Raw genomic sequence first — 24912 nt, forward strand, 5'->3', positions numbered from 1 at the left:
CTCAGCCCCTGTGACGGTGCTTGCTGGGATTGCTGGTCCCGCCGCTGGTGGCCGCACCGACAGGACGCGGCTCGCTACGCCGGCTACCCTGTCCGCGGACACGGGTCACACGCCCGCCATCAACATTGAGACAGGGATGATCAAAGCGCTCCACCAGCGCCCTGTTATGGGTCGCGATCAGCACCGTGGTGCCCATCTTGTGCAGTTCCTCGAAGAGATAGAGCAGCCGGACGGCGACCCCGTCATCGACATTGCCCGTCGGCTCGTCGGCGAGCAAGAGCTGCGGTCGGCCGATCACGGCGCGGGCGATGGCCACGCGCTGCTGCTGTCCGCCGGACAGCGTGTGCGGCAGCGAGTCAAAATGGCCGGAAAGACCGACCCATTCAAGCAACTCCGGAACGTATTCGCGGATCGCCGATTCGCGCGCCCCGGCGATGCGCAACGGCAGCGCGACATTGTCCAGCGCACTCAGATGCGGGATCAGCCGAAAGTCCTGGAACACGATGCCGATGCGCCGGCGCAACGCCGGAATACCGTCCCGGCCGATGGTCGCCGCGTTCTGACCGAACAGGGACAGCCGTCCGCGCGACGGCTTCAGGCCGAGATACATCAGCTTCAGCAGGCTCGATTTTCCGGCCCCGCTCGCCCCGGTGATGAACTGGAACGAGCTTTCCTCGACCGCGAAATTGACATCGCTGAGGATCGCCGGGCTCCCGGGATAGCGGAGCTCCACCTTGTCAAACTGGATCACGGCGCGGCGCGCCTCCCTCTCCCAGATACCCGGTCCCAGACACCAGACCGGCCCGCGAAAATGGTTTCGCGAGATTTTCCGGTTGCTCAAGTCCCCATGATTTCAGATCGTCAGCTTCATTGAAAGCATTGGCATGCAAAGCCCGACTATCGAAAGCGTGGCGGACAGTAGGCGCGCGTGTCGGCTTTGCCTATAGTGGCCGGACCGTCAGTGGACAACAGGATCACATGAAACTCACCTGTCCCGAATGTAGCCAGTCCTTCAGCGTACCGGACAACGCGATCGGCCCCAAGGGCCGCAAGCTCCGGTGCAGCAAGTGCAGCCACGAGTGGCATCAGACACTGGAAATGCTGGAAGAAAAGAAGGCGCCGAAGCCCGCCGCAGCCGAATCTCCCGCCGCACTGCCGCCTGCATCGGAACCGGCCACAGCGGACGGTGAGGAAGAGGAAGTCGTCCCGTTCGGACGATTCGGCAGCGGCGAGGCCGATCCCGATGCGGAACCCGCCTTCGAAAAAGACGAACAGGAAGATCAGGAAGGCGTATTCGGCGCCCCCCCGATCCCGCGCGGCCGCATGCCGCTGTCCCGGCCACCGAAGCGCCGGCGCAAAGGGCTGGTCGCCGCGATCGCCGGTATCGCCGTGCTGGTCGTACTCGCCGTTCTGTTTGGCGCACGGGGCTCTCTGGTCGCCGCCTGGCCGCCGATCGACCGGCTCTATGCCTCGATCGGGCTGGGTGTTCCGGTGATCGGCGAGGAGCTGGTGATCCAGAATGTCGCCGTCTGGCGCAAGGCGGACGGCTCGATCGAGCTGCTGGTCATCAAGGGAGAAGTCCGCAACCCGACAGAGCAGATGCAGACTGTACCGACGCTGGCCGGCAAGCTCACCGGCAGCCAGGGCGATATCATGCAGGAATGGCTGTTCCGGGCGGAAAACCAGGTCATGCTGCCGGGCGAGAAGACCAACTTCGAATACGAGCTGCCGCAACCCGGCGCCGATGCGGCGGAGGTGACCATTACCTTTTCAGAACGAGCTCTCGGCGGCGGTCTTGGATACTAAAGTGGGCTCGGATACTAGATTTTACTGACCCGGTCAGAACCGCTTCAGCAGACGTTCGATGTAATCCAGCTCAAGGCTCGGCCGTGACCGGTCGCCCGAGCGCTCCCGCAGTTCGTCGAAAATCCGCCGGGCGCGCTGGATATCGCTTTCCGTCGGGATCTCGACATCGTTGTTGTCGTTGAAACCGTATCCGGTGCGCCGGCGGTTCAGGGGATCGCCGTCCTCCGATTCGAAATCGTCCTCATCGGCGCTCTGGGCGTTCGGGTTTTCCTGTCCCTGACCGTTCGCCATCTCACGCAGGGCCTCGTTCAGGGATTCCGCTCCCTGCTGCATCTGGCCGAGAGCATCGCCCTGCGGCCCGACAGCCTGCCCCGGTGCGTTCTCACCGAGCGCCTCGGTGGCATCGCGCATGGATTGCTCCGCGTCGCCGAAGCCTTCGGGGATCTGCCCGAGGCCCTCGCCGACCTTGCGCATGAACTCGCCGAGCTGCTTGCGCAGCTGTTCCTGCATTTCCGCAAGCTCCGCCGCCAGTTCCTCGGCCGTCATCTGACCGTCGCCCTGACCGGGTGACTGGCCCGGCTGCTGCTGACCGTTCTGACCCGGTTGCCGGCCTGGCTGCTGCCCCGGCTGTTGGCCGCGCTGCCCCTGTTGCTGACCCTGCCGGCCAGGTTGCTGGCCACGCTGGCGCTGGTGCTGCTGGAAGGTCCGGTCCATCAGGTCACGCTGCTGCTGTGACAGGTCCTTCAGCTGGCGCATCATTTCCTGCAATGCCTGCTGCTGCGGCGACATCTGCTGCTGCTGCATGCCCATCCGCAGGTTTTCCATCATCTGCTGGAGTTGCGACAGCATCTGCCGGGCCGCGTCGCGCGCGCCGGTTTTCGCCATGTCCCGCATCTGATCCAGCATCTTCATCAGATCTTCGCGGCGCATCATCTGGTTCGGATCGATCTGCTGGCGCTGCATCTGATCGCCACGCTGGGCCTGCTTCATCATCTGTTCGGCCATGGCCCGCAGATACTCGTCTATCGCCTGCTGCATCTCCTGCATCAGCCGCTCGATCTCCTGGTCGCTGGCATCCCCGGCCAGCGCCTCCTGCAGCCTGCGCTCGACATCGCGCAGCTTGCGCATGGCGGTGGAAACCTCGCCATCCTCGATCCGCAAGGCGACATCCCAGAGCAAACTCTGCAGCGCTTCGACGCCTTCCGCGTCCGGCGCTTTGAAATAGAGCCTGTTCGCCGCCGTTTTCAGGCCGAGAAAGACAACAGTATCGTGGAAATAGCGACCCGGCCGGGCAGCCAGGGTCAGCAGGATTTCGGAAATATCGATGCGCTCTTCCGGCTCACTCACCAGACGCTTGCGCTGACCGATCACGGCAATCGCCACTGGATGACTGAAGACCCGCTCCGGCAGCACCATCTCGACCGGCGCGCTTGTTCCGGCCTGATCGAGGTCGTCCGACGCCTCAAGCGTGATCCGCACCTTGTGTCCCGCCCAGGGGTGCGGGGTCAGATCGTTGAAGCTGCGGCCGGTGATTTCCTTCCGCTCCCCGGCCACCACCGGCATGGCAATCTCAATCGGCGTCTCATCGGTGATGCCGTCATCCCCAACGCGATGAATCAGCGCCCGGACCCGGGCCACACCATAATCGTCTTCCGCTTCATAGCGCACGATCAGGGCCTGCCGTTCAGAGCCGGCCGGCGGCTCCGTAAAATCGACCGACGGCACCAGATCCGGCAGCACATTGATGCGCCATTGGGCGAGCGCCTCATCGTCCTGCATCACGGCAAGCCGGGTACCGCGTGAAATCGGTGTCTGTATCTGATGACTTTCGGGAGCGATGGTCTCAAAGCTGACCCGCTCCGACGTGCCTTGCGACATGCCTTCCGCTGTCTTGTCGGCAGTGCCCGCAAGAACGCCGTCCTCAATGATCAGCTCAGGTGTCTCCTCGCCGCCATTGACGGTCGCCAGGAAACGGCTGCCGACCGGGATCGCAACGGTTCCCGGCTCTGACGGAACCTCCTCTGACGTATCTTCCGTCTGGATCGAGGCCGAACGGGAGAGCAGGATCGGGGCCATGCCGGTGTAATCCGGCGGGCTGACCCAGACATCCGCGAGCGACGATGGCGCAGCTCCCGCGCCCCGCAGTTCAGGCGTGACCGCGGCGCGCAGGCGCTCGCCCGGATTCTGCCAGCCCGCGACCAGCCCGATGAAGAGAATCAGTCCGACGAGGGAACGCAGGCCGAACGGGTCGAGCCGCGTCGCAACCGGCTCCGGACTGCCTACATGGACCTGCCGGCGGACATCGCCCAGCCGCTTCAGATGGGCCTGCCAAAGGGCGGCTTCCGTCCTGCCGCCGCCGGCGACCGCGTCGCTCAGGGCCGAGAGAGGCCGGTGCCGCAAACCCGACCAGCTTTCCAGCCGGCGCAGGATCTGACTCTCGCCCGGCCAGGAGAAGGCGATGATCGCGCGCCGGAATGTCCAGAGGAAGAGCACGAGCACGATGGCGAGAAAACCCGCCTGCAGCCAGCCGCCACTGATCTGTCCCAGTGCCTGGGGCAGTTCGATCAGGGAAAATCCAAGAAACAGTCCAAGCAGGGCGAGCGGCCAGCGGAAGGCCGGGAAAAACCTCTCCCATGCCAGCACAAGGCCGGTCGTCCATACCTTCAGCCGGTAGGAGAATGAAGCCGTCTGGGCATCGTCACGCATGCAAAGACCCATCCCCGGCATAGCGCCGTGTCATCAGGGACGGATCCCGACCGCCTCCCCCGCTGGCTTAACCACCCGCGGCGGCACGGGAACCTGTCGATAACTCATACTCTCCCGGAGACGAACGCCCCGGTCAAGCCTGCGACAGGTCAGCTAGCCCGGCCGGACTATTCTTCAAGAGCCAGCATTTCATCGAGCGTCTGACGCCGGCGGACAACTTTGTAGCTATCGCCATCGACCAGAACTTCCGGCACGAGCGGCCGTGAGTTGTAGTTCGAGCTCATGACGGCACCGTAGGCACCCGCCGATTTCAACACGATAAGGTCCCCGTCGCTGATCGGGCCGAGACGACGGCCACGGGCCAGGTAATCCCCGCTCTCGCAGATCGGACCGACGATATCGGCCAGACTGTCTTCCTCACCGGCAACTGTTTCGGCAACGGTGACAATGTCGTGATGTGCCTCATAGAGGGTCGGGCGGATGAGATCGTTCATGGCGCCGTCGACAATCACGAAGCGCCGGGCACCGCCCTGCTTCACGAACATCACCCGGGTCATGAAATAGCCCTCATTGCCGACCAGATAGCGGCCCGGCTCGACCGAGAGCCGGCAATCGAGATCGCCGACCGTGTCCTTCACGATCTCCGCATACTCCGCGAGATCCGGCGGCGTGGTGCCGTCATAGGAAATGCCGATACCGCCGCCGAGATCGAGATGATCGACCTTGTAGCCCTGCTGGCGAAGATTGAGCGTCATGCCCCGCAGCCGGTCATAGGCCGCGCGGTATGGTGTGACATCCATCAGCTGGGAGCCGATATGGACCGACATGCTGTTGAGGCTGATATTCTCAAGCTCGGCCGCGAGCGCAAACATGTCCGGCGCCCGTTCGATATCGATACCGAACTTGTTTTCCTTGCGGCCGGTCGTGATCTTCGCGTGGGTCTTGGCGTCGACATCCGGATTGACCCGGATCGCCGCCGGCGCGACCACGCCCTTGGAGGCGGCAACCTGGTTGAGAAGCCGGAGCTCGTTTTCCGATTCGACGTTGAACTGATGAATGCCGGCATCCAGAGCCGCCGCCATCTCGTCCGCCGTCTTGCCGACGCCGGCGAAAACGATCTTGTCCGCCGCGACACCGGCCCGCAGGCTGCGCTGCATCTCGCCGCCGGACACCACATCCATGCCCGCGCCCAATTCGCCGAACAGCCGGATCACGGCCAGGTTCGAATTGGCTTTCAGAGCGTAGTAGATCGAGACCGGAAGACCGGCGAGCGCCTTCTCCAACGCACGATACCGCCCGATCATTCCGGCCTTGGAATAAACGTAGACGGGGCTGCCCACTTCGTCGGCGATACGCGCGAACGGAACCTGCTCAACAGTCAGGGCGCCGTCCACATAGGAGACTTGCTCACTCATTTCATCAAACTTTCGGTCGGGTAACGTCTTCTGGCTGACGCGTTATTGCGTCGGATAGGTGCGCGGGAAATCGGAGGATTGTCCGGAGGGCGGTTTGAGACTGCCCTTCTTGCCGCACGCGGCCTGGCTGAGGGCCAGACCGGCGAACAGGACTGCAAGCAGTCCAAGCCGGGTCATCCGTTTCAACATCGCACCTCTCCCCCGTTCTTGCGTCAACATTCGCGCGTCAGCCGAGGAACCGGTCGCGGGCACGGGCGACCTGTTCACGCACATTGTCCGGAGCGGTTCCTCCGTAGCTGGTCCGGCTCGACACCGAGGCATCGACCGTCAGCACGTCGAACACACCGTCGGTGATGCCCGGCTCAACCGCCTGCATTTCCGCCAGGCTGAGATCCTCTATACCGCAGCCCTTGTCCTCGGCCAGCTTCACAATGGTGCCAGTGACATGGTGCGCCCGGCGGAACGGCATGCCCGCCGCCCGGACCAGCCAGTCGGCCAGATCGGTTGCGGTCGGGAAACCATCCTTCAGGGAAGCCCGCATCGGCTCGGGATTGGCCTTCATGTCGCGGATCATGCCCGCGGTCGCGGCGATGCAGAGACCGAGAGAGTCGACGGCGTCGAACACCGGCTCCTTGTCTTCCTGCATGTCCTTGCCATAGGCCAGCGGCAGGCCCTTCATGACAATCAGCAGCGCATTGAGATCGCCGATGATCCGGCCGGACTTGGCCCGCACCAGCTCGGCCGCGTCCGGATTACGCTTCTGCGGCATGATCGAGCTGCCGGTGGTGAAGGCGTCGGACAGCGTGATGTAATTGAACTGCGCGCTGGTCCAGATCACGATCTCTTCGGCCAGACGCGAGAAATGCGTGGCGCAGATCGACATGGCGGACAGGAACTCGAGCGCGAAATCCCGGTCGGAAACCGCATCGAGCGAGTTCGCCGACGGCCGGGCGAAGCCGAGCGCTTCCGCCGTCTTGTGCCGGTCGATCGGGAAAGACGTTCCGGCCAGCGCCGCGGCGCCGAGCGGGCATTCGTTCATCCGCTCCCGGCAATCCCTGAACCGGCCGAGATCCCGGCCGAACATCTCGACATAGGCCAGCAGGTGATGCCCGAAGGTAACCGGCTGCGCCGTCTGCAAGTGCGTGAAGCCCGGCATCACCACATCGGCATTACGCTCGGCCTGGTCGACCAGCGCTTCGATCAGCCCGGTCAGGCTCGCATCGACGGAGTCGAGCGCGCCACGGACCCAGAGCTTGAAATCGGTCGCCACCTGATCGTTTCGGGAGCGTGCCGTATGCAGCCTGCCCGCCGCGTCGCCGATCAGCTCAGCCAGCCGGTTCTCCACATTCATGTGGATATCTTCCAGCGCGCGCGAGAATTTAAAGCTGCCGTCGCGGATCTCCGCGTCGATTTGCTCTAGACCCAGGCGGATAGCCTTACCATCTTCTGCGGTGAGCACCCCTTGGGCCACGAGCATTTCCGCATGGGCGATCGAGCCCTGGATGTCCTGGGCCGAGAAGCGCTTGTCGAAGCCGATTGACGCGTTGATCTCTTCCATGATCGCCGCGGGGCCGGACGCGAAGCGTCCGCCCCAGATCGTGCTGGCGCCTTCGTTCTTGGGGTCGTTGTGCCGTTTGTTCATTAGGGAGATGCCCCGGTGTCTTGGATTTCATCAGTAGCGGTCAAGAAGACGGTATTCGCCGGACTCGTCGCAGCATTCCTGGCCGCGATTGCCGGTTCCGCCGAAGCCGAGCCCCCGCTGGTGGGCGACATGGTCAAGTTCGTGCCCAGCGCCGGGGACCGGACCGCGCCGGACACCCCCTTCATAAGCGCCACGGGCGAACCCATCAAGCTGGACTCGTATCGCGGCAAGACCGTTTTGCTGAATTTCTGGGCCACCTGGTGCGCCCCCTGCGTCAAGGAGCTGCCGTCCCTTGATCGATTGAACGCCGAACTCGGGGCTGAACTCGGGAGCGACAGGTTCGAAGTGCTGCTGGTTTCGATCGATCGTGGCGGTCCCCGTGTCTTCGAGCCTTTCCTGGAAAAACTCGGGATCAAAAGCCTCGCATCCGCTGCCGACACGAAAACCACACTGTTGCGGGCCTTCAAGGCACCCGGACTGCCGACCACCTTCCTGATTGGACCCGACGGCGCGATCAAGGGTCGTTTGGTTGGGGATGCGGAATGGGATTCCGCGGCTGCGAAAGATCTGATTAACTATTATGCTTCAAACTGATAGTCGGTATAGATAGTTCCATTACTCACCGCCTGACCGAGACCGGAAGACGATGACGCAGATCCCCCGCCCGTACTTCATCCTGATTGTCATGATCCAGGCTGCGGTACTTGCGGGAAGCGGAACCATCGGCAGCCGGCCCGCCACCGCCCAGAATCAGATGATTTTCTTCCAGATTGCCACCGGCGGTGTGGACGGAACCTATTATCCGCTCGGCACGACAATCGCGAATGCCATCTCCCGGCCGCCGGGCTCTCCGCCCTGTGAGGAGGACGAGGAGTGCGGTGTGAAGGACCTCGTGGCCGCCGCCCAGAGTTCCAGCGGGTCGGTCGATAATGTGAATGCTGTGGAAACCGGCCTCGTCAACTCCGCCTTCGCCCAGGCCGATATCGTCTATGCCGCTTATTCCGGTACCGGACCGTTCGCCGGGCAGCAACCGATGACCCAGTTGCGCGGCCTGGCGCATCTCTACCCCGAGGTTCTGCATGTGCTCGCTCGCAAGGCTGCGAAGATCACCGGCGTGAAGGATCTGGTCGGCAAAAGGGTTTCAATCGACGAGCCCGGGTCGGGGCTTCTCGTTATGGCGCGGGATATTTTCGCAGTGTACGGCATCGACGAGAACGAGATGATCGCGTCCTACCTGAAGCCGGGACCGGCAGTAGACATGCTTGCCCGGGACGAGCTGGACGCCTTGTTCCAGATATCGGGCATGCCAAGCCATCTGGTCGCCACCACTGCGGAAAACCAAGATGTCGATCTCCTGACCCTGAACGGTCCGCCGGTCGGCAAACTGCTCGACGCACACCGGTTCCTGACCCGCTACACCATTCCGGCAGGCACCTATGAGGGCGTCGGGGAGGTGGAAACACTCTCCGTCGGCAGTCAGTGGATCGTCTCGGAGAATTTGCCCGAGCAGCTGGTGTACGATATCTGCCGCGCGCTCTGGAATACGAACACACGGAAGATTCTGGACGAGGGCCATCCCCAAGGCCGCAACGTCAAACTCGAGTCTGCGCTCGTCGGTATTGCTATCCCGCTGCACAGCGGGGCAGAGCGCTGTTATCGCGATCTCGGTGTCTTGCAGTAGCAGGAGCGGCACGGAGAAACCGGTGACATGACAGAGTCACGTCACACCGGTTGCCAGTCCCCGAAAACAGCGCGTCTAGCCTGCTCTGTCAGTGCACCGAGAACGTGTGGGCTTCGTTAATTGCGCGCCCTTTTATGCGTTTGCGAGTATAGGGGTCGAGATTGTCAAAGCGCTGTTGCGCAAAGATAAGGTCGATCGCTCTTCCCGAATTGAGGGCAGCACTAAGCGCGTCCGCGACATGACTTTCGCGTCCGGTAACATCCGCCACAGATATCTGGAGAAGCCGCAATGCCTTTTCGGCAACCGATACGGTCATAGTCCAATCCTTCCTTCTAAAGGATATTTATTCCCCACCGTTTTGGTAGGTCCGTGAGTTATAGATAAAATTTTATCGAATTACAAGGAAATTTCTGCCTATCCGGCAATATGTGCCGGGCTGAGCCGCGCGGCTCAGCGGGTCGGCACCGGCTCATCGCCGGAATAGTCATAGAAACCGCGGCCCGTCTTGCGCCCGAGCCACCCTGCTTCGACGTATTTCACCAGCAGCGGGCACGGCCTGTACTTGCTATCCGCCAGCCCATCATAGAGCACATGCATCACGGCAAGGCAGGTATCGAGACCGATGAAATCGGCGAGCTGCAACGGGCCCATCGGATGATTGGCACCGAGCTTCAGCGCCGTGTCGATGGAATGAACCGAGCCCACGCCTTCGTAGAGCGTGTAGATCGCTTCGTTGATCATCGGCATCAGAATGCGGTTCACGATGAAGGCCGGGAAATCTTCCGCGACCGACACTGTCTTACCGAGCGCCAGGGCCAATGCCTGAACGGCCTCGAACGTGTCCTGCTCTGTGGCAATGCCGCGGATCAGCTCGACAAGCTGCATCACCGGCACCGGATTCATGAAATGCATGCCGATGAACCGGCCCGGCCGGTCCGTGACAGCAGCAAGCCGGGTAATCGAGATAGAGGACGTGTTGGTGGCGATAATCGCATCGGCCGAGAGATGCGGCACCAGCGTCTTCAGGATCTCGCGCTTGATCGACTCATCCTCGGTCGCCGCTTCGACGACGAGATCGCAATCACTGAAAACCGCGTAATCTGTACTTGTGGAAATCCTGGCAAGAGCCGCGCCCACGTCGGTATCCCCGACCTTGCCGCGCGCCGCCTGGCGGTGCATGTCCCGCTCGATCTTTTCCATCGCTTCGGCAAGCTGGGATTCTTCGAGATCAAGCAGACGGACATCGAAGCCCGAAAGCGCACAGACATGGGCGATGCCGCCGCCCATCTGTCCAGCTCCGATCACACCGATCGTGCGCAGGTCCATATTCCTTCTCCCCGGTCTTTCCGGGCGGCCCCTACAGGGCCGTCCAGTGACGGGCAGCATGGGACGCCCGTCACCGGTTGGCTGTCAAGTTTTAGTGGCCGTCTGGCGTTAGCCGTCCAGTTCCTTGCTGAGAGCCGGAACGGCCTCGAACAGGTCAGCGACGAGGCCGTAATCGGCGACCTGGAAGATCGGCGCTTCCTCGTCCTTGTTGATAGCGACGATGACCTTGCTGTCTTTCATACCGGCAAGATGCTGGATCGCACCGGAAATGCCGACGGCGATATAGAGATCCGGCGCCACGACCTTACCGGTCTGGCCGACCTGATAGTCGTTCGGCACGAAGCCCGCATCGACGGCGGCGCGCGAGGCACCGACGGCGGCACCCAGCTTGTCCGCAACTTCTTCCAGCATGGCGAAGTTCTCGCCATTCTGCATGCCGCGACCGCCGGAGATGACGATCTTGGCGGAGGTCAGCTCCGGACGCTCCGAGCTGCTGAGCTCGGCACCGACATAACTGGTCAGACCGGAATCGCCCTTCGCATCGGCGGCTTCGACAGCGGCAGAACCACCTTCGGAAGCAGCGGCATCGAACGCCGTGGTCCGCACGGTGATGACTTTCACCGCGTCGGAGGACTTCACCGTGGCCATCGCGTTACCGGCATAGATCGGACGCACGAAGGTGTCCGCATCGACAACGCCGGAGATCTCGGAGATCTGCTGCACGTCGAGCAGGGCCGCAGCGCGCGGCAGCACGTTCTTGCCGAAGCTGGTGGCCGGGGCCAGGACGTGGCTGTAACCGGTGGCGAGAGCCACCACCAGCGGCGCAACGTTTTCCGCCAGACCGTTGGCGTATTCCGCTGAGTCTGCATGCAAAACCTTGGAGACACCGGCGATCTTGGCGGCAGCGTCCGCGGCAGCGGCTGAACCGCTTCCGGCCACGAGCACGGTGATGTCGCCGCCGATTTCGGCAGCGGCAGTCACGGTGTTCAGGGTGGCGGGGGCGATTTCCGAATTATCGTGTTCGGCAACGACGAGAACGCTCATCAGATCACCTTTGCTTCAGTACGCAGTTTCGAAACCAGCTCGGCGACGTCGGCGACCTTGACGCCTGCTTCGCGCTTGGCCGGCTCTTCCACCTTGAGGGTTTCGAGGCGCGGCGCCGGATCGACACCGAGATCGTCCGGTGAATACTGGTCGATCGGCTTCTTCTTCGCCTTCATGATGTTCGGCAGCGAGGCATAACGCGGCTCGTTCAAGCGCAGATCCGTCGTCACGATAGCCGGCAGTTTGAGCGAGATGGTCTCGAGACCACCGTCGATCTCGCGGGTAACCTTGGCTTCGCCATCGCCCATTTCGATCTTCGAGGCGAAAGTCGCCTGGCCCCAACCAAGCAGCGCGGCCAGCATCTGGCCGGTCTGGTTGGCATCGTCATCGATGGCCTGCTTGCCCAGGATGACGAGTTCCGGCTGTTCCTTGTCGACCACAGCCTTCAGCATCTTGGCGACGGCCAGCGGTTCCAGGTCGCCGTCATGCAGCACATGGATACCCCGGTCCGCGCCCATGGCAAGCGCGGTGCGGATGGTTTCCTGGCACTGCTGGGCGCCCAGCGATACGGCGATAACCTCGGTCGCGGTCCCGGCTTCCTTGAGGCGGATGGCCTCTTCGACGGAAATCTCGTCGAACGGATTCATGGACATCTTGACGTTGGCGAGCTCGACCCCGGTCTGGTCCGCTTTGACACGAACCTTGACGTTGTAGTCGATGACCCGTTTGACGGGTACGAGAACCTTCATGGCGACCCCGGTATAGATTTCAGTTTCAATAGCGGCACTCGGTCATAGGCGAAGCGTTTTTCGCCTGTCAAGCTGACGCCGCCGCCTTATGCCCTTTATCCGACATCCGGCAACGTGGCGGCTTTTCAGCGATTTTTACCCGGAACCCATAGCACATCGCCTGCTCCGTCATCATTGATATGCCGAGCAAGCACGAACAAATGGTCCGATAGACGATTGATAAACTTGATAGCATCCGCACTGACAGCCTCTTCTTCGGCCAATGCGGTCATGGATCGCTCCGCCCGTCGCGCCACCGTGCGCGCCAGGTGCAGATAGGCCGCGGCGGGCTTGCCGCCCGGCAAAATAAAAGAATCCAGCGGCTTCAGCTTCTCATTCATAGCGTCGATCTCGCGCTCGAGGCGCTCGACCTGTGCAACATCGATGCGAAGCGGTGTCCATTTCGGGTTTTCCTGCTCCGGTGTTGCCAGATCCGCACCGAGATCGAAGAGATCGTTCTGAATCCGGGCCAACATGGCATCGACCTCCGGATGCCTCTCCGTATGCAGCCGGGCGAGGCCGATAACGCTGTTCGTCTCGTCGACCGTGCCGTAGGCCTCGGGCCGGAGCGCGTGCTTCTTGACCCGGGTTCCGTCCCCCAGTGACGTCTCGCCGGCATCCCCGCCGCGGGTGTATATTTTGGTCAGCCGAACCATCTGAACGCCCCCGAAACTATTTTGTGCAGAGCTGTCGCGTCAGCGGCTCAGAGCCAGAGCGATCATGAAGATAACAACCGCAACGAATTGAAATAACACACGATATCGCATCAGCTTGTTCGAGCGCTGAGGAGCCCCAGGCCCGCCACGGGCCATGGACACGAGGCCGCCGAAGAGCGTGCCGAGCACGAGCAGCAGCGAGCAGGCCATCAGGATGATTACAAAAACATTCATGCGCCCCATATAGAACGCAGCACTAGGATTGACCAGTGCCGAAGGTTCACGGCGGCAATCCGCCACAGCACAGACGCGAAACGATTTGATGCAAATGCCGTTTAATTCCGACCCAAAATTTACCCGTTGTTAAACAATTGGACCGAGATCGAAACAGATTTAACATTTCGTAACTCCGTTATGAGTTGATTCGCCCTCTTTTTCCGAAATATACTTCCTGAGTGGCCCCAAGATTTGCTATTCGAAGCCCGTGACCCCCAATTTGTAGTAGGATACCCGACTCCAGATGCCTGACGATTCAGCCCTGAATTATGCAACCGCACACTACAAAAACGATGCCATTTCAATTAATTACAAGAAGAGTCAATCCTATATCGTGCCCTGTTCGAGCAGTTTTCGCGACCGTGTAACAGCATTTGCAGATTCACAGGGCGCCAGCGTTGCCGATCTGGCGCGCGGTGTATTCCTGCTGGTGCCAAACGAAACCGTGATGGCGACAGACGACCCGGGAGAGCCCGCACCCGACGACCGGGAAGTGGTTAAACTCCAGTCCGGACCGTCGAAAGGCCGCACTCTGCGCCGGAAACCGCGTTTGCAGCTTCGCCTGCCGATCGGCTACGACATTGCCCGCCTGCGCCGTGCCCTGTCTCTTGCGTTGAAAATGGCCGAAGGCGAGAAGACCCTCAGTGTCGAGTCAGCCGACGACCGCAAAAAACGCAGCGATGACCAGGCCGTTCGCGTACGCCTTGAGGAAGATATCGAACAATTACAGCGTATTATCGGCGATCTCGCCTTCGAGCCGTTGCGTGAGGGGATCACGAGCCGGAGCGAGGCACTGCACGTCATGGGCTTTGCCCCGACCGCCGTGCCGGACCAGAAAGCCATTCGCGGCCGGTATCGCCGACTGGCACTGGTATTCCATCCGGATTCGCCGTTCGGCGACCATCAGCGCATGAGCCAGCTCAACGAAGCCCTGGAGAAACTGACCCGCGCTTGAGGCCGGTGCTCTTGACGGTTCTCCTGGGGCACAATAGGTTCTGTTTCATGATGAATTACGCATTCCGGCGCTTGGCCGGTCGAATTATCGGGCGAATTAGCAACCCGGTCCTCTGATAGGGCCGGGCAGTTGCTGTTTTCCCTTATTCGACCCCCAAAGCCGGAGTGGTTTTGTCATGCAAGACGTTGTTGCGTCTCAGTCTTTTCTCCCCAATACCTCCGAAACCCGCACCAAAGCGGATGTGACCGCCTGCTTTTCCGTTCAGGCCGTCGCGGACCCCTCGGTGATGCCGCGCGTCCTGGAATTATTTGCCAAGCGCGGCCTGATTCCTGCTCGCTGGCACAGCGATCTCGGCGGCCGGCGCCGAGACGAGCTGACCATCGACCTGCAGGTCCAGGGCCTGACCCGTTCCCAGCGCGACCACACGGCGGCCATCCTGCGCGGCATGGTGTACGTGACGTCTGTTCTGGTATCGGAAAAGCGCTACTCCTGATCCAACCCGCCGGCGGAAAGGTCTGCCGGTGAGCGGATATCTGCATTATCTGAAGGTCTGCAACGCCTATAACCCTGCCGATTATCGTCCCTGGTCGATTTCGGGGACGACGATCGGGCAAGTCCGCCATCCGGTGGCCGAGCATCTGACCGGGTTCGGTTTTGCGGATCAGGGTAGCATCCTTACGCTACCGCCAGCCTCGTTCGAGGAGCTGAGCGGAACCCTGGAGACAGCGGCCGACGGATTGCGCGCGGCCGGTCTCGCGGCAAAGCCCCGGGACGAGCTTTACCCGCTGCTCGCCCATCCGGACAGCGCACCCCTGGCCGCTCTCGACCGGGGCGCCGCCACCGAATTCGGCATCCTGAACAGGGGCTTCCACCTGAACGGCATTGTCCGGCGCGTGGACGGGACGTTCATGTGGGTCGCCCGGCGCGCACGGAACAAGGCGACCTACCCCGGCAAGCTGGACAACATGGTCGCAGGCGGCCACCCGCTCGGCATCTCCCCCTTCGACAACCTGCTGAAGGAATGTCACGAGGAAGCCGGCATCCCGCCGGAGATTGCCGCGACGGCGCGGCCGACCGGGACCATCAGCTATCAGATGGCCATTCCGGCCGGCCTGCGGCGGCACATGTTCTATACCTACGATCTGGAACTCGATCCGTCCTTCATCCCGCAGCCAATAGACGGCGAGGTCGAAAGCTTCGAGCTGCTGCCCATCGGCCAGGTCATGGAGATCGTCGAGACCGACCCGGACGCCTTCAAATACAACTGCAACCTCGCGATCATCGACTTCCTGGTCCGGCATGGCTTCATCGCGCCGGACCATCCGGATTATTTCGAAATCGCATCGGGATTGCGCCAACCGCTCTTCTGATCAGACGGAACGGGTGACACCACCGTCTATCCGCAGGTTCTGGCCGGTCATGTAGCCGCCATCGCCGGATGCGAGCCAGGAGATCAGTGAGGAAACTTCCTCGGCACGGCCATAGCGGCCGAGCGGGATACGTGCCTTGCGATCCTCGGTTTCGGGCAGACTGTCGATGAAGCCCGGAAGAACGTTGTTCATCCGGATATTGTCGGCCGCGTACCGGTCCGCATAAAGCTTGGAGAAAGCGGCCAGACCGGCCCGGAACACCCCGGATGTCGGGAACAGCGGATCGGGCTCGAAAGCGGCGAAGGTCGAGATATTGATGATCGCGCCGCCGCCCTGTGCCTGCATCAGCGGCGTTACCAGACGGGTCGGACGGATGACGTTCAGCAGATAAACCTCCATCCCGTCGTGCCAATCCTCATCCGTCAGATCCAGAACCGGCCCCTTCGGACCGTGTCCGGCAGAGTTCAACAGCACATCGACCCGTCCCCAGCGCTCGACGGCGCCATCGACCAGACGCTTCAGATCCTCGACCGACCGGTTTGAGCCGGTCACGCCGAAACCGCCCAGCTCTTCGGCGAGAGCTTCGCCCTTACCGGACGAAGAGAGGATACCGACGCGAAACCCGTCCGCCGCCAGCCGGCGCGCCGCATCTGCGCCCATTCCGCTACCACCAGCCGTAACCAATGCAATTTTTTCTACAGACATTGGACTTTTCCTTCGGGAGAATTTTCCTGTTAAAGGAGTATATGCGCAAAGTAAACGGCTCGAGCCAGTCAGTTCCTCTACCTCATGAAAGTAGAACTTCTATTGGCTGAAAAACTCCATCTTCCACCGGTCAATGCGCTGAAAGCCTTCGACGCCGCCGGGCGTCATCTGAACTTCCGGGCCGCGGCGGACGAGCTGGGGGTTTCCCAGGGCGCCGTCGCGCAACAGATTCGCGGTCTTGAAGCACATCTCGGCCTCAAGCTGTTCGACCGGCATTCCAAGGGGCTTGCCTTCACGGCCGAGGGACGTGGATATCACCAGCAGGTCAGCGCCGCCTTTGCCATGCTGCAGGAGGCGACACTCCGGCTGGCCCCCACGCCGTCCAAGGTGACGATCAGCGTCACGCCGACTTTCGCCGCCAAGTGGCTGATACCGAACCTGCCAAGCCTGACCGCGCGCCACCCGGAAATAGACTTGCGGGTTCTCGCAACCGATAGCGTACTGAGCTTTCATGGCGACGGCATCGACCTCGCAATCCGTCAAGGTTCGCCTCCCTTCGGGGCTGCCATCGATGCCCGGCTACTGTTCCATGGCAATATTGTCGCGATTGCCGCTCCTGCCCTGGTGCAGGGGCGGGATCTGCCACTCTCCGCACATGACTTCAGCGCGCTCCCGCTGCTGCAGGACACACATGATCTGTGGCCCGCTTTTCTGCGGGAGGTGCTCGGGATCCGCGACTGGGCGGGAAAGAACAGACTGAGTTTCAGTCAGACCTCGCTCAGCATCGATGCGGCGCTGGCCGGTCAGGGCATTGCCCTGGCCAGCCGCTTTCTGGTGGAGCAGGATTTTCTGGCAGGACGACTGGTTGAGGTTGCGGACGGCTCTTTCAATGGTGGGCGGGACTTTCATCTGCTCGCACAGAAGAGCACTACCCGCCCGCCGGCCGTGATAGCCGTGATGGAATGGCTTCTCGGCAAGAGCGAGAGGCAAAACTGAAGCGTCAAACGCTGGTCAGATCGCCGTTTCCGGCCGGACGCCCGGGTGATTGGCGGGATGAGCCGGCGGTCCGCCAGGAGCTTCCGGGATCGCAAGATCGCCCGCCAGCATGGCATCCACCGTCCGCAGCAAGGTGCCAAGGCGCCGATCCGGCATCCCGAGTTCGACCAGATGGGCAACTGTGTTGGCCAGATAATCCCGGCATGGCCCGGCGGTCCCGACGCCCTGGATCACCAGGGCCGCCCGCTGTTCGACCGTCAGGTCCGCCGCGTATTGCGCATGGGCACGATTCACGACATAGGACTGGGCCACGACGCGGCGGTCGGACATGGAATCGATGACCGGCAGGTAACGAGGATCGTAAACGCCTGTGATCATTTCCCTTTCGTGCAGATAATCCAGCACGGCGGATCTGTCTTCGGATGCGATCCGGTAGGCAATACCGCGGCAGGACCCGCCCCGGTCGAGCCCGAGCACCAGTCCCGGCCGCTCAGGCGTGCCGCGATACCTGTGCGACCATACACAGAAATCGCGATGATACCCATTGAGCCGGACCGGCAAACGCTCCACATAGTCGAAGCCCGGCCGCCACATCAGCGAGCCGTAGCCGAAAACCCATAGATCGCCGCTGTCGGTAGTCATATCTTTCGGGACACTCGGGAAGTAATTTGCACCAGATGACCAACGAGATAACCACACCACCGGCGCCGCACAAGAGCCCGCGACGCATCGGTACCGTTCTTTCCTTCGTGCTGGCGCTCGCGGTGCTGACCTATGTCGGCAACTGGTTCGCCGCCGCGTTCTGGCTGGAAGGCCGGATCGATGACTGGGCCGCCGCAGAACGCGCCAAGGGCAACGAGATCGCTTACGGCACATTACGCTTCGAGGGTTTTCCCTTCGAAATGAGCATCCTTGCGCCTGACGTTCTCTACCAGCGGAACCGGGAAGCCGTGGTCGAAACAGTGGCGACCGACCGGCTGCGGCTGTCCGCCAAGCCCTGGGCACCGCTCGATCTGACGCTGACGGCGGAGAACGGCCTGACCGCGGTCCAGAAGGCCCCCGCGCAAGGCACAACGGTGACCCTGACATCGGCGCCCGACACCACGATCAATGCCAAGTTCTACAATTCAGGGGTGCTGGAGCATGCCCGGCTGAGTGCCGCCAGCGGCCGGCTGGTCTCGCATCGGGAGGGCGATCCCGTCGGCCCGCGCGAAGCCGCCCGCCTCGGCGCAACAACCGCGACACTGGATCAGGCCGACAGCGTTGCCAGCCATACGGATGCGTCGGCCGTCGTCAGCCTCACCACCGCCCGTCTGGAAACGCCTGCCCTGAAGCAGCTCGGCTCAGCGGCAGACCATGCCAGGCTCTCTCTCGAAGCGACTCTGCGCGGCGCGCTTTCCGGTACCGATGCAACGGATCTTGCGCTTTGGCGGGATGCGGGCGGAACCGTCGATATCGACCGCTTCACGCTGTCTCTCGACCCGGTGGCGCTGAAACTGAACGCGACACTCGCGCTGGATCAGCTGCTCCGTCCGGAAGGTGCGGGCACCCTGGAAATCAAGGGGTTCGATGAAGTCATAGAAGACCTCATCAGCGCCGGTCATCTGACCCGGGACGCCGCAGAAGTTGCCCGTCTCGTGCTGGGCGCCTTCAGCCGCAACAGCGGCACAGACGGAACCCGTGTCGTCAGCATGCCGGTCTCGGCACAGAACGGACGCGTCAGCGCCGGTCCCTTCACCTTATTCCGGTTTCCCGCCTTCTGAGTCCGCATCCTCTTTGTTGGCGTCCGGCCCCCAGGGGTTGGAGCCTTCCTGATGCGCCTCGACAACACTCCGCCGGACTTCCCGCGTGCGCTCGAAAAACTCATAGAGCTTGTCGCCCTCGCCCCACCGGATCTGCCGCTGCAGAGCGGTCAGATCCTCGGTGAAACGCTGCAGCATCTCCAGCACCGCTTCCTTGTTGTTCAGGAAGATGTCGCGCCACATGGTCGGGTCCGAGCCGGCAATTCGGGTGAAGTCCCGGAAACCGCCGGCGGAGAACCGGATCACGTCCTGCCGCTCCTGCTCCTCAACATCGAAGGCCGTGCCGACGATGGTGTAGGCGATCAGGTGAGGCAGGTGAGAGGTCAGCGCCAGCACCTTGTCGTGGTAGGCCGCATCCATCACCTCGACGATGGCGCCGACCCGGGACCACAGTGCCTCGACTTTCGCCGTTGCCATGAGGTCGACACCGTCTTCCGGCGTCAGCAGCCAGAAGCGGCCCCGGAAAAGCTCGGCAAAACCGGCATCGGGGCCGGATTTCTCCGTTCCTGCGACCGGGTGACCGGGGACGAAGTGAACGCCTTCCGGAACCAGCGGCGAGACGTCACGTACCACCGCCATTTTCACCGAGCCGATATCGGTCAGGACCGCGCCCTGCTCCAGATGCGGTGCGATCTCGGACATGATCGCGGCATAAGCGCCGACCGGCGCGCACAGTACGACACCGTCAGCGCCGGTCACGGCCTCTCCGGCGCTCTCGTGCACACTGTCGACGATGCCAAGCTCCAGCAGCCGCGCCCGGACTGCCGGATCACGGTCGAAGGCCGCAAGATGCGCGGCACCATTGCCAGCCTGACGCACGGCACGGGCGATGGAAGAGCCGATATTGCCGACGCCTATCAGCGCCAGCCGCTTGAAGACAGGCTCGTCCTGGGGAAGATCTGTCATGCTCATGATGCCGGCCTTTCCTTGCCGAGAAAGTCTGCCAGCGCATCGACCACATCGCGCATTTCCTCGCCGGTACCGATGGACAGCCGCACGGTGTCGGGCACGCCGTATCCGGCCATCTCCCGCACCAGAATGTTCCGGTCCGCGAGGAAAGCGCGGGCCGCTGCGGCATTGCGCCCCTCTTCTCCCGGGAAACGCAGCAGCAGGAAGTTGGTCACGGTCGGCAGCGCCTCAAGACCGAGCTCGGTGAACTTCTCCACGCTCCAGGGCAGCCAGCGGTTGTTGCTCTCGACCACCGCTTCCTGGAAGGCCAGATCCTCGACCGCGGCGATGCCGGCCGCGATGGCCAGCGAGTTCACACCGAACGGCTGCTTGATGCTTTCCAGCGTCGCCGCGATATCCTTCGGCGCGTAGGCCCAGCCGAGCCGGAGGCCCGCCATGCCGTACAGTTTGGAGAAGGTCCGCAGCATCACGACATTGTCGTGCGCCTCGACCAGCTCGATACCGCTGTCGAAGTCGTTCTTCGTTACGTATTCGCAATAGGCGGCGTCCATCACCAGCAGGATATCGTCCCGCAGCCCGGCCCGCAGGCGCTTCACCTCTTCCTGCGGGATATAGGTGCCCGTCGGGTTGTTCGGATTGGCGAGGAACACCATGCGGGTGCGGTCGCTGACAGCGGCGAGGATCGCATCGACGCTGACGGTGTATTCGTCGTCCGGCGCCATCACCGGCACACCGCCCGCAATCCGGGTCGCCATCGGGTAGACCAGAAAGCCGTATTGGGTGTGGATGGCCTCGTCGCCCGGCTCGAGATAAGCGAGGCAGAGCGTCTGGATCAGCTCGTCGGAGCCACAACCGAAAACGATGCCGGCCGGATCGATGCCATTACGCTTTGCCACCGCTTCCGCCAGCCGGCTGGCGGCGACGGCAGGGTAGCGGTGCAGGTCCGGATCGGCCGTGTGCATGGCCGCGAGCGCCTTCGGGCTCATGCCAAGAGCGCCTTCGTTCGCGGACAGGCGGATCACCCGCCCCGGCTTGCTCGCACCACCGTGGTTCGGCGTGTAGCTGACCATGGTCGCGATGGAGGATTTCGGTTTGATCGATGGCGTCTTATTGCTGGAAGACATGATTTTATCAGTTCAAAAAGCGTACAGGGAGATCGGATCTGGGTCCGGCGGCGGGCCGAGAAATCAGCCGGCGTGAACCGGGACCGCGTAAGCGCCGATGCGGTAATAGGGCACCTCGCCTTCGCGGCCGCCCAGATGTCGCTCCAGCCCTTCCGGGATCTCCAGGAACCCGTCCTGTTCGATCAGCCGGTAGCCGTCGCCTTCATCCACCACATCGCCCGCGATCTCGACGCCGTCGCGCACCGCGAACAGCGTCTTGTCCTCACCGGAGGCTTCCGGCTCCTGCCCGGCGACGATGAAGGCATCGCCTGCGAAACCATTCACCCCGACAGCAGCACCAGTCTCGCAAAAAGGAAGCCGCGCAATGATGCGCGGCGTCGCCAGACCGGTTCTGTCGGAGCACAGCTGCGGCCACCATCGTGCAGCGGTCATCGGGAAGCCGGGCAGCACGCCAAGCGTCGCCGCGCCGGCGGCAACCGCATTCAGCACAGCTTCGGCGCTGTCCATACGCTCGATCGTCGACGAGATACCGCAATGATCACGCGCCAGATCGTAGACCTTCTCGGCGCCTTCCGGCAGGTAGACTGCGGCATGCACGTGCGTCTGCATGTTCAGGTTGGCGCTCAGAATCTCACGCCAGAACCGGATCAGCGTCGGAATGTTCAGGTAGGATTCATTGCGCGCGACGAGGCGGCGGATGATCTGCGCCTCGCGGCCCGGCCGGAAATAGGGGCCTCGGTCTCCGCCCTTGGCGTCGGCGACCTGCTTGCCGATCTCGACACGGCGCATCAACAGATCGTGCAAAGCCACGTCGATCCCGTCGATCTCCCGCCTCAGATCATCAAGCGTGCTCACCGGACTAGCCTTCCAATCGAACCCCGAACGGGCCCAATCGGACCCGAAAAAAGAAGAATGCCGCAGAGTCGTACTCCGTCGAACTCCCGGCGCGGCGGCTAGCAATAGCCGTGGCAGGCAGCGAATTCAAGCGGACAGAGAACCGGTTGGCGGAAATCGGGACAGCTTCGGCTGGTTGAATGCCTGACCAGCTGTCCCGGAAATCGGAAAATTAATGCGCAGATCAGGCGATCTGGTCGCAGATCGCCAGCACCCGCTCCTTGACCAGCGGGGTCGAGAATTCCCGGAAATCGGCCATGAAATCGGCCGCCTTGTGTTCCTCGAATGCCGCCATGTCGGTGTAGGATTCCCAGAGCTGGAAAGCACCCGGGTTTTCCTGATCGCGGGCGACGAGGAAGCCCTTGCAGCCCTCCTGGGTCAGGCTATTGGCGGCGTGCTGCTTCAGACGCGCCTCAAAGGCTGCGGCGTCACTCTCGGCAACAACCAGCTTCACGGCGATCACGATCATTTCGGTTTCCTCCTCTGTAAATTTTCAGCCAATTGGCCATGACCGCCGGCTGTGTTCAGGGCTGTCGCCCGGCGCCTGGGCATTGGCAACAGTTGCCTGATTTTCACAGCCCGCCCCTTTGGCCGGGCATAGATCTGTTTCGTTGCCTCGATCAGTACCACGCCAGAGAACCGGTTGAACCAGCGCTCGCCTAGTTTTTCCACGGCGGAGGCGGAACGCAGCAGCAGCGGCGAGTTCGAAGGCGGCATGTAGAGCGCATGCGCGGTGAGCGAGGGCGCGAACATGTTGTCTTTCAGCAAGCGCGAGAGCTGCGAGGGGGAATAGGGATGGCCGTGTCCGAAGGGGGTGCGATCGAGCCGGGCCCAGATACCGCGCCGGTTCGGCACCACGACCAGCAGCTTGCCGTTCCCGGCCAGAACCCGCCAGACTTCCTGCAGCATGGGTCGCAATTGCTCGGTGCATTCCAGCGCATGGACCAGCAGCACCCGGTCGACGGAGACATCCTGCAACGGCAGCTCGGCCTCGTCGGAAAGACAGACCAGCCCCTTGCCCTCGCGCGGCCAGTGCAGCACGCCCTGCTGGGACGGCATGACCGCGATCACCCGTTCCGCCTCGTCCCGGAACGGGCGCAGGAACGGCGTCGCGTAACCGAGCCCGAGCACGGTCTCGCCCTTGGTGTTCGGCCATAGCTCACGGATACGGCGGCGGATCATCCGCCGGGCTACCTGCCCGACGCGCGTGCCGTAAAAATCCCAGAGATCGACTGCATCGTTGAACATGTTCCATACCGGCAGTTCACATGTCGCGAAGGGATCATAGTCGCCCGCTTGGCCGCGTCAAAAGGTTGATGCTACGGTCCCGCCTGCGTTTTCACGATGCCCCACCGGATTCCAAGGAGCGAAGCAATGGCCCGTCTCGAAGTGGTGCTGGTCCCCGCCAGATCCGACAATTACGTCTACCTGCTGCATGACGCGGACAGTGGCGCGACCGCCGTGGTCGATCCCGGCGAAGCGGCGCCGGTGATCGCGGCGCTTGAGGCACGCGGCTGGAAGCCGAGCCACATCATCAACACCCACCATCACGGCGACCATATCGAGGGCAACGAGGCGGTGCGGGAGAAATACGGCTGCACCCTGGTCGGCCCGAAATCGGAGACGGCACGGATCTCCGGTATGGACGTCACGCTGGCCGAGGGCGATGCGTTCGAGTTTGCCGGGCACAAGGCGCAAATCTTCGAGACACCGGGCCATACGCTGGGCCATATCGCCTTCTTCTTCCCGGATTCGGATATCCTGCTCTCCGGCGACACGCTCTTCGTGCTCGGCTGCGGCCGGGTGTTCGAAGGCACGATGGAGCAGATGTGGGATTCGCTGAAAAAACTGCGCGCCCTGCCGGCCTCGACCCGGATCTATTGCGGCCATGAATATACCCAGTCGAACGCCCGCTTCGCGCTTTCGGTCGATGGCGGCAACGCCAGGCTGAAAGCCCAGGCGGAGGCGATCGACAAAGCGCGGGCCGCGGGCAAGCCGACCGTGCCGTCAACACTCGGCGATGAGCTGGAGACGAACCCGTTCCTGCGCGCGGACGATCCGGCGCTGGCCGCCGCCATCGGCATGGAGGGTGCCGATCCGGTCGCGGTCTTCACCGAAGTGCGGCATCGCAAGGACAATTTCTAAGCCCTAGATCGGGGCCTGCCGGTTCTCAGAGCCGGTTTTCCAAGGGAGCGAACAACACATGAAACTGCTTTATTCCCCGGCGTCCCCATTCGTCCGGAAAGTCCTCGTGTTCATCAAGGAACTCGGGCTTGAGGACAAGGTCGAGCTGGCCAAGGTAACCACCACGGTGGTCAACCAGAGTGCGGAGCTCGCCGCCAGCAATCCCGTGGCGAAAATTCCGGCGCTGGTGCTGGATAACGGCAAAGGCCTGTACGATTCGCGCGTCATCACGGCCTATCTCGACTCTCTGGTCGCCTCCCCGTCCTTCTACCCGGCGGAAGGCGACGCGCGCTGGGACGTGCTTGCTATGGAAGCCCTGGCGGACGGCCTGATGGATGCGGCGGTCAATGCCCGCTACGAGCGCGGTCTGCGCCCGGCCGAAAAGCAATGGGACGACTGGGCCGACGGCCAGATCAAGAAAGTTCACGGCGCGCTGAAGGCTCTCGACGGCGCGGCCGCGTCTTTCGGCGACAGGATCGATGCCGGAATTGTCGGCGCGGCCTGCGCCTGCGGCTATCTCGACTTCCGCTATCCGGATATCGGCTGGCGCGAGAACTATCCGGCGCTCGGCGCCTGGTACGCCAAGTTCTCCGAGCGCAAATCGATGCAGGAAACCCAGCCGCCGTCCTGATC

At 62.5% G+C, this 24912-nt stretch carries 28 protein-coding genes; 10 read left to right on the forward strand and 18 right to left on the reverse strand.

What is annotated here, in order from left to right:
• Position 1 precedes the first annotated feature (1 nt).
• On the reverse strand, positions 2-751 hold the full coding sequence (gene ftsE / locus K328_RS23575; protein WP_051284797.1) for a cell division ATP-binding protein FtsE: 750 nt from the start codon (positions 749-751) through the stop codon (positions 2-4).
• 227 nt (positions 752-978) lie between these two features.
• Here ftsE and K328_RS0111070 point away from each other — a divergent pair, with 227 nt between their 5' ends.
• Positions 979-1806 carry a DUF3426 domain-containing protein gene (locus tag K328_RS0111070; protein WP_028466035.1) on the forward strand — a complete coding sequence of 276 codons (828 nt, stop codon included), beginning with the start codon at positions 979-981 and terminating at the stop codon, positions 1804-1806.
• A 33-nt stretch (positions 1807-1839) separates the two neighbouring features.
• On the opposite strand, the gene K328_RS23580 is transcribed toward K328_RS0111070, so the two are convergent.
• The 4 genes from K328_RS23580 to argH all read right to left on the reverse strand — a co-directional run bounded on the left by K328_RS23580 (position 1840) and on the right by argH (position 7569).
• Complete coding sequence (locus K328_RS23580; RefSeq protein ID WP_051284798.1) at positions 1840-4512, reverse strand: TIGR02302 family protein; 2673 nt, start codon at positions 4510-4512, stop codon at positions 1840-1842.
• A gap of 167 nt (positions 4513-4679) precedes the next feature.
• Positions 4680-5927, reverse strand: coding sequence for a diaminopimelate decarboxylase (gene lysA / locus K328_RS0111080; RefSeq protein WP_036553899.1), 1248 nt, complete (start codon positions 5925-5927; stop codon positions 4680-4682).
• A gap of 42 nt (positions 5928-5969) precedes the next feature.
• On the reverse strand, positions 5970-6116 hold the full coding sequence (locus tag K328_RS26870; RefSeq protein ID WP_169721200.1) for a hypothetical protein: 147 nt from the start codon (positions 6114-6116) through the stop codon (positions 5970-5972).
• A gap of 37 nt (positions 6117-6153) precedes the next feature.
• The gene (argH, locus tag K328_RS0111090; protein ID WP_028466037.1) at positions 6154-7569 is read right to left on the reverse strand and encodes an argininosuccinate lyase; all 1416 of its coding nucleotides are present in this window, start codon (positions 7567-7569) and stop codon (positions 6154-6156) included.
• A gap of 15 nt (positions 7570-7584) precedes the next feature.
• Here argH and K328_RS23585 point away from each other — a divergent pair, with 15 nt between their 5' ends.
• Positions 7585-8163 carry a TlpA family protein disulfide reductase gene (locus K328_RS23585; protein ID WP_051284799.1) on the forward strand — a complete coding sequence of 193 codons (579 nt, stop codon included), beginning with the start codon at positions 7585-7587 and terminating at the stop codon, positions 8161-8163.
• Between the two features lie 52 nt (positions 8164-8215).
• Positions 8216-9250 carry a TAXI family TRAP transporter solute-binding subunit gene (locus K328_RS0111100; protein WP_036553901.1) on the forward strand — a complete coding sequence of 345 codons (1035 nt, stop codon included), beginning with the start codon at positions 8216-8218 and terminating at the stop codon, positions 9248-9250.
• Positions 9251-9338: 88 nt separating this feature from the next.
• On the opposite strand, the gene K328_RS0111105 is transcribed toward K328_RS0111100, so the two are convergent.
• From K328_RS0111105 to K328_RS0111130, 6 genes are all read right to left on the reverse strand, one after another.
• A complete protein-coding gene (locus tag K328_RS0111105; protein ID WP_028466039.1) occupies positions 9339-9566 on the reverse strand; it encodes a hypothetical protein in 228 nt (75 codons plus the stop codon).
• Between the two features lie 134 nt (positions 9567-9700).
• A complete protein-coding gene (locus K328_RS0111110; protein ID WP_036553904.1) occupies positions 9701-10576 on the reverse strand; it encodes a 3-hydroxybutyryl-CoA dehydrogenase in 876 nt (291 codons plus the stop codon).
• Between the two features lie 108 nt (positions 10577-10684).
• On the reverse strand, positions 10685-11620 hold the full coding sequence (locus K328_RS0111115) for an FAD-binding protein (RefSeq protein WP_028466041.1): 936 nt from the start codon (positions 11618-11620) through the stop codon (positions 10685-10687).
• Complete coding sequence (locus K328_RS0111120) at positions 11620-12369, reverse strand: electron transfer flavoprotein subunit beta/FixA family protein (RefSeq protein ID WP_028466042.1); 750 nt, start codon at positions 12367-12369, stop codon at positions 11620-11622. The genes K328_RS0111115 and K328_RS0111120 overlap by 1 nt, the downstream gene beginning before the upstream one ends.
• A gap of 125 nt (positions 12370-12494) precedes the next feature.
• Positions 12495-13064 (reverse strand): cob(I)yrinic acid a,c-diamide adenosyltransferase, encoded by a 570-nt coding sequence (locus K328_RS0111125; RefSeq protein WP_028466043.1) that lies wholly within the window; start codon positions 13062-13064, stop codon positions 12495-12497.
• 39 nt (positions 13065-13103) lie between these two features.
• A complete protein-coding gene (locus tag K328_RS0111130; RefSeq protein ID WP_028466044.1) occupies positions 13104-13298 on the reverse strand; it encodes a twin transmembrane helix small protein in 195 nt (64 codons plus the stop codon).
• 286 nt (positions 13299-13584) lie between these two features.
• On the opposite strand from K328_RS0111130, the gene K328_RS0111135 reads away from it, so the two are divergent.
• The 3 genes from K328_RS0111135 to K328_RS0111145 all read left to right on the forward strand — a co-directional run bounded on the left by K328_RS0111135 (position 13585) and on the right by K328_RS0111145 (position 15665).
• The gene (locus tag K328_RS0111135; RefSeq protein WP_245577493.1) at positions 13585-14295 is read left to right on the forward strand and encodes a J domain-containing protein; all 711 of its coding nucleotides are present in this window, start codon (positions 13585-13587) and stop codon (positions 14293-14295) included.
• Between the two features lie 175 nt (positions 14296-14470).
• Positions 14471-14788 carry a hypothetical protein gene (locus tag K328_RS0111140; protein WP_028466046.1) on the forward strand — a complete coding sequence of 106 codons (318 nt, stop codon included), beginning with the start codon at positions 14471-14473 and terminating at the stop codon, positions 14786-14788.
• 28 nt (positions 14789-14816) lie between these two features.
• Complete coding sequence (locus K328_RS0111145) at positions 14817-15665, forward strand: NUDIX hydrolase (protein WP_036553907.1); 849 nt, start codon at positions 14817-14819, stop codon at positions 15663-15665.
• Here K328_RS0111145 and K328_RS0111150 read toward each other — a convergent pair whose 3' ends face one another.
• The gene (locus K328_RS0111150; RefSeq protein WP_028466048.1) at positions 15666-16370 is read right to left on the reverse strand and encodes an SDR family oxidoreductase; all 705 of its coding nucleotides are present in this window, start codon (positions 16368-16370) and stop codon (positions 15666-15668) included.
• 102 nt (positions 16371-16472) lie between these two features.
• On the opposite strand from K328_RS0111150, the gene K328_RS0111155 reads away from it, so the two are divergent.
• Positions 16473-17366, forward strand: a complete 894-nt coding sequence (locus K328_RS0111155; RefSeq protein ID WP_028466049.1) for a LysR substrate-binding domain-containing protein — start codon at positions 16473-16475, stop codon at positions 17364-17366.
• A 15-nt stretch (positions 17367-17381) separates the two neighbouring features.
• On the opposite strand, the gene K328_RS23590 is transcribed toward K328_RS0111155, so the two are convergent.
• Positions 17382-18008, reverse strand: coding sequence for a gamma-glutamylcyclotransferase (locus K328_RS23590; RefSeq protein ID WP_084608246.1), 627 nt, complete (start codon positions 18006-18008; stop codon positions 17382-17384).
• 35 nt (positions 18009-18043) lie between these two features.
• Here K328_RS23590 and K328_RS0111165 point away from each other — a divergent pair, with 35 nt between their 5' ends.
• Entirely contained in the window at positions 18044-19129 is a 1086-nt protein-coding gene (locus K328_RS0111165; protein ID WP_036553910.1) for a DUF2125 domain-containing protein, read from the forward strand.
• On the opposite strand, the gene K328_RS0111170 is transcribed toward K328_RS0111165, so the two are convergent.
• The 5 genes from K328_RS0111170 to K328_RS0111190 all read right to left on the reverse strand — a co-directional run bounded on the left by K328_RS0111170 (position 19106) and on the right by K328_RS0111190 (position 23343).
• Entirely contained in the window at positions 19106-20074 is a 969-nt protein-coding gene (locus K328_RS0111170) for a prephenate/arogenate dehydrogenase family protein (protein WP_425411518.1), read from the reverse strand. The two genes, K328_RS0111165 and K328_RS0111170, sit on opposite strands and share 24 nt — an antisense overlap.
• Positions 20075-20076: 2 nt before the next feature.
• On the reverse strand, positions 20077-21201 hold the full coding sequence (locus K328_RS0111175) for a pyridoxal phosphate-dependent aminotransferase (protein WP_028466052.1): 1125 nt from the start codon (positions 21199-21201) through the stop codon (positions 20077-20079).
• A gap of 63 nt (positions 21202-21264) precedes the next feature.
• Entirely contained in the window at positions 21265-22056 is a 792-nt protein-coding gene (locus K328_RS23595) for a chorismate mutase (protein WP_051284801.1), read from the reverse strand.
• 223 nt (positions 22057-22279) lie between these two features.
• The gene (locus tag K328_RS25795; RefSeq protein WP_051284802.1) at positions 22280-22564 is read right to left on the reverse strand and encodes a putative quinol monooxygenase; all 285 of its coding nucleotides are present in this window, start codon (positions 22562-22564) and stop codon (positions 22280-22282) included.
• A complete protein-coding gene (locus K328_RS0111190; protein ID WP_028466053.1) occupies positions 22561-23343 on the reverse strand; it encodes a class I SAM-dependent methyltransferase in 783 nt (260 codons plus the stop codon). The genes K328_RS25795 and K328_RS0111190 overlap by 4 nt, the downstream gene beginning before the upstream one ends.
• 126 nt (positions 23344-23469) lie before the next feature.
• Here K328_RS0111190 and gloB point away from each other — a divergent pair, with 126 nt between their 5' ends.
• Positions 23470-24240 carry a hydroxyacylglutathione hydrolase gene (gene gloB / locus K328_RS0111195; protein WP_028466054.1) on the forward strand — a complete coding sequence of 257 codons (771 nt, stop codon included), beginning with the start codon at positions 23470-23472 and terminating at the stop codon, positions 24238-24240.
• Between the two features lie 58 nt (positions 24241-24298).
• Positions 24299-24910, forward strand: coding sequence for a glutathione S-transferase (locus tag K328_RS0111200; protein ID WP_028466055.1), 612 nt, complete (start codon positions 24299-24301; stop codon positions 24908-24910).
• Positions 24911-24912: the final 2 nt, after the last annotated feature.

This window comes from Nisaea denitrificans DSM 18348 (assembly GCF_000426505.1).
In the GTDB taxonomy this organism is placed as follows: domain Bacteria; phylum Pseudomonadota; class Alphaproteobacteria; order Thalassobaculales; family Thalassobaculaceae; genus Nisaea; species Nisaea denitrificans.

Coding starts and splice junctions, on each gene's coding strand:
- K328_RS0111190 (WP_028466053.1), bottom strand. CDS start 23,343: ATGTTCAACGATGCAGTCGATCTCTGGGATTTTTACGGCACGCGCGTC.
- K328_RS0111150 (WP_028466048.1), bottom strand. CDS start 16,370: ATGTCTGTAGAAAAAATTGCATTGGTTACGGCTGGTGGTAGCGGAATG.
- K328_RS0111125 (WP_028466043.1), bottom strand. CDS start 13,064: ATGGTTCGGCTGACCAAAATATACACCCGCGGCGGGGATGCCGGCGAG.
- K328_RS0111120 (WP_028466042.1), bottom strand. CDS start 12,369: ATGAAGGTTCTCGTACCCGTCAAACGGGTCATCGACTACAACGTCAAG.
- gloB (WP_028466054.1), top strand. CDS start 23,470: ATGGCCCGTCTCGAAGTGGTGCTGGTCCCCGCCAGATCCGACAATTAC.
- K328_RS26870 (WP_169721200.1), bottom strand. CDS start 6,116: ATGTTGAAACGGATGACCCGGCTTGGACTGCTTGCAGTCCTGTTCGCC.
- K328_RS0111200 (WP_028466055.1), top strand. CDS start 24,299: ATGAAACTGCTTTATTCCCCGGCGTCCCCATTCGTCCGGAAAGTCCTC.
- K328_RS0111165 (WP_036553910.1), top strand. CDS start 18,044: ATGACCAACGAGATAACCACACCACCGGCGCCGCACAAGAGCCCGCGA.
- lysA (WP_036553899.1), bottom strand. CDS start 5,927: ATGAGTGAGCAAGTCTCCTATGTGGACGGCGCCCTGACTGTTGAGCAG.
- K328_RS0111100 (WP_036553901.1), top strand. CDS start 8,216: ATGACGCAGATCCCCCGCCCGTACTTCATCCTGATTGTCATGATCCAG.
- K328_RS0111175 (WP_028466052.1), bottom strand. CDS start 21,201: ATGTCTTCCAGCAATAAGACGCCATCGATCAAACCGAAATCCTCCATC.
- K328_RS0111105 (WP_028466039.1), bottom strand. CDS start 9,566: ATGACCGTATCGGTTGCCGAAAAGGCATTGCGGCTTCTCCAGATATCT.
- K328_RS0111110 (WP_036553904.1), bottom strand. CDS start 10,576: ATGGACCTGCGCACGATCGGTGTGATCGGAGCTGGACAGATGGGCGGC.
- K328_RS0111130 (WP_028466044.1), bottom strand. CDS start 13,298: ATGAATGTTTTTGTAATCATCCTGATGGCCTGCTCGCTGCTGCTCGTG.
- argH (WP_028466037.1), bottom strand. CDS start 7,569: ATGAACAAACGGCACAACGACCCCAAGAACGAAGGCGCCAGCACGATC.
- K328_RS0111070 (WP_028466035.1), top strand. CDS start 979: ATGAAACTCACCTGTCCCGAATGTAGCCAGTCCTTCAGCGTACCGGAC.
- K328_RS0111115 (WP_028466041.1), bottom strand. CDS start 11,620: ATGAGCGTTCTCGTCGTTGCCGAACACGATAATTCGGAAATCGCCCCC.
- K328_RS0111140 (WP_028466046.1), top strand. CDS start 14,471: ATGCAAGACGTTGTTGCGTCTCAGTCTTTTCTCCCCAATACCTCCGAA.
- K328_RS23590 (WP_084608246.1), bottom strand. CDS start 18,008: ATGACTACCGACAGCGGCGATCTATGGGTTTTCGGCTACGGCTCGCTG.
- K328_RS0111135 (WP_245577493.1), top strand. CDS start 13,585: ATGCCTGACGATTCAGCCCTGAATTATGCAACCGCACACTACAAAAAC.
- K328_RS23580 (WP_051284798.1), bottom strand. CDS start 4,512: ATGCGTGACGATGCCCAGACGGCTTCATTCTCCTACCGGCTGAAGGTA.
- K328_RS0111170 (WP_425411518.1), bottom strand. CDS start 20,074: ATGACAGATCTTCCCCAGGACGAGCCTGTCTTCAAGCGGCTGGCGCTG.
- K328_RS25795 (WP_051284802.1), bottom strand. CDS start 22,564: ATGATCGTGATCGCCGTGAAGCTGGTTGTTGCCGAGAGTGACGCCGCA.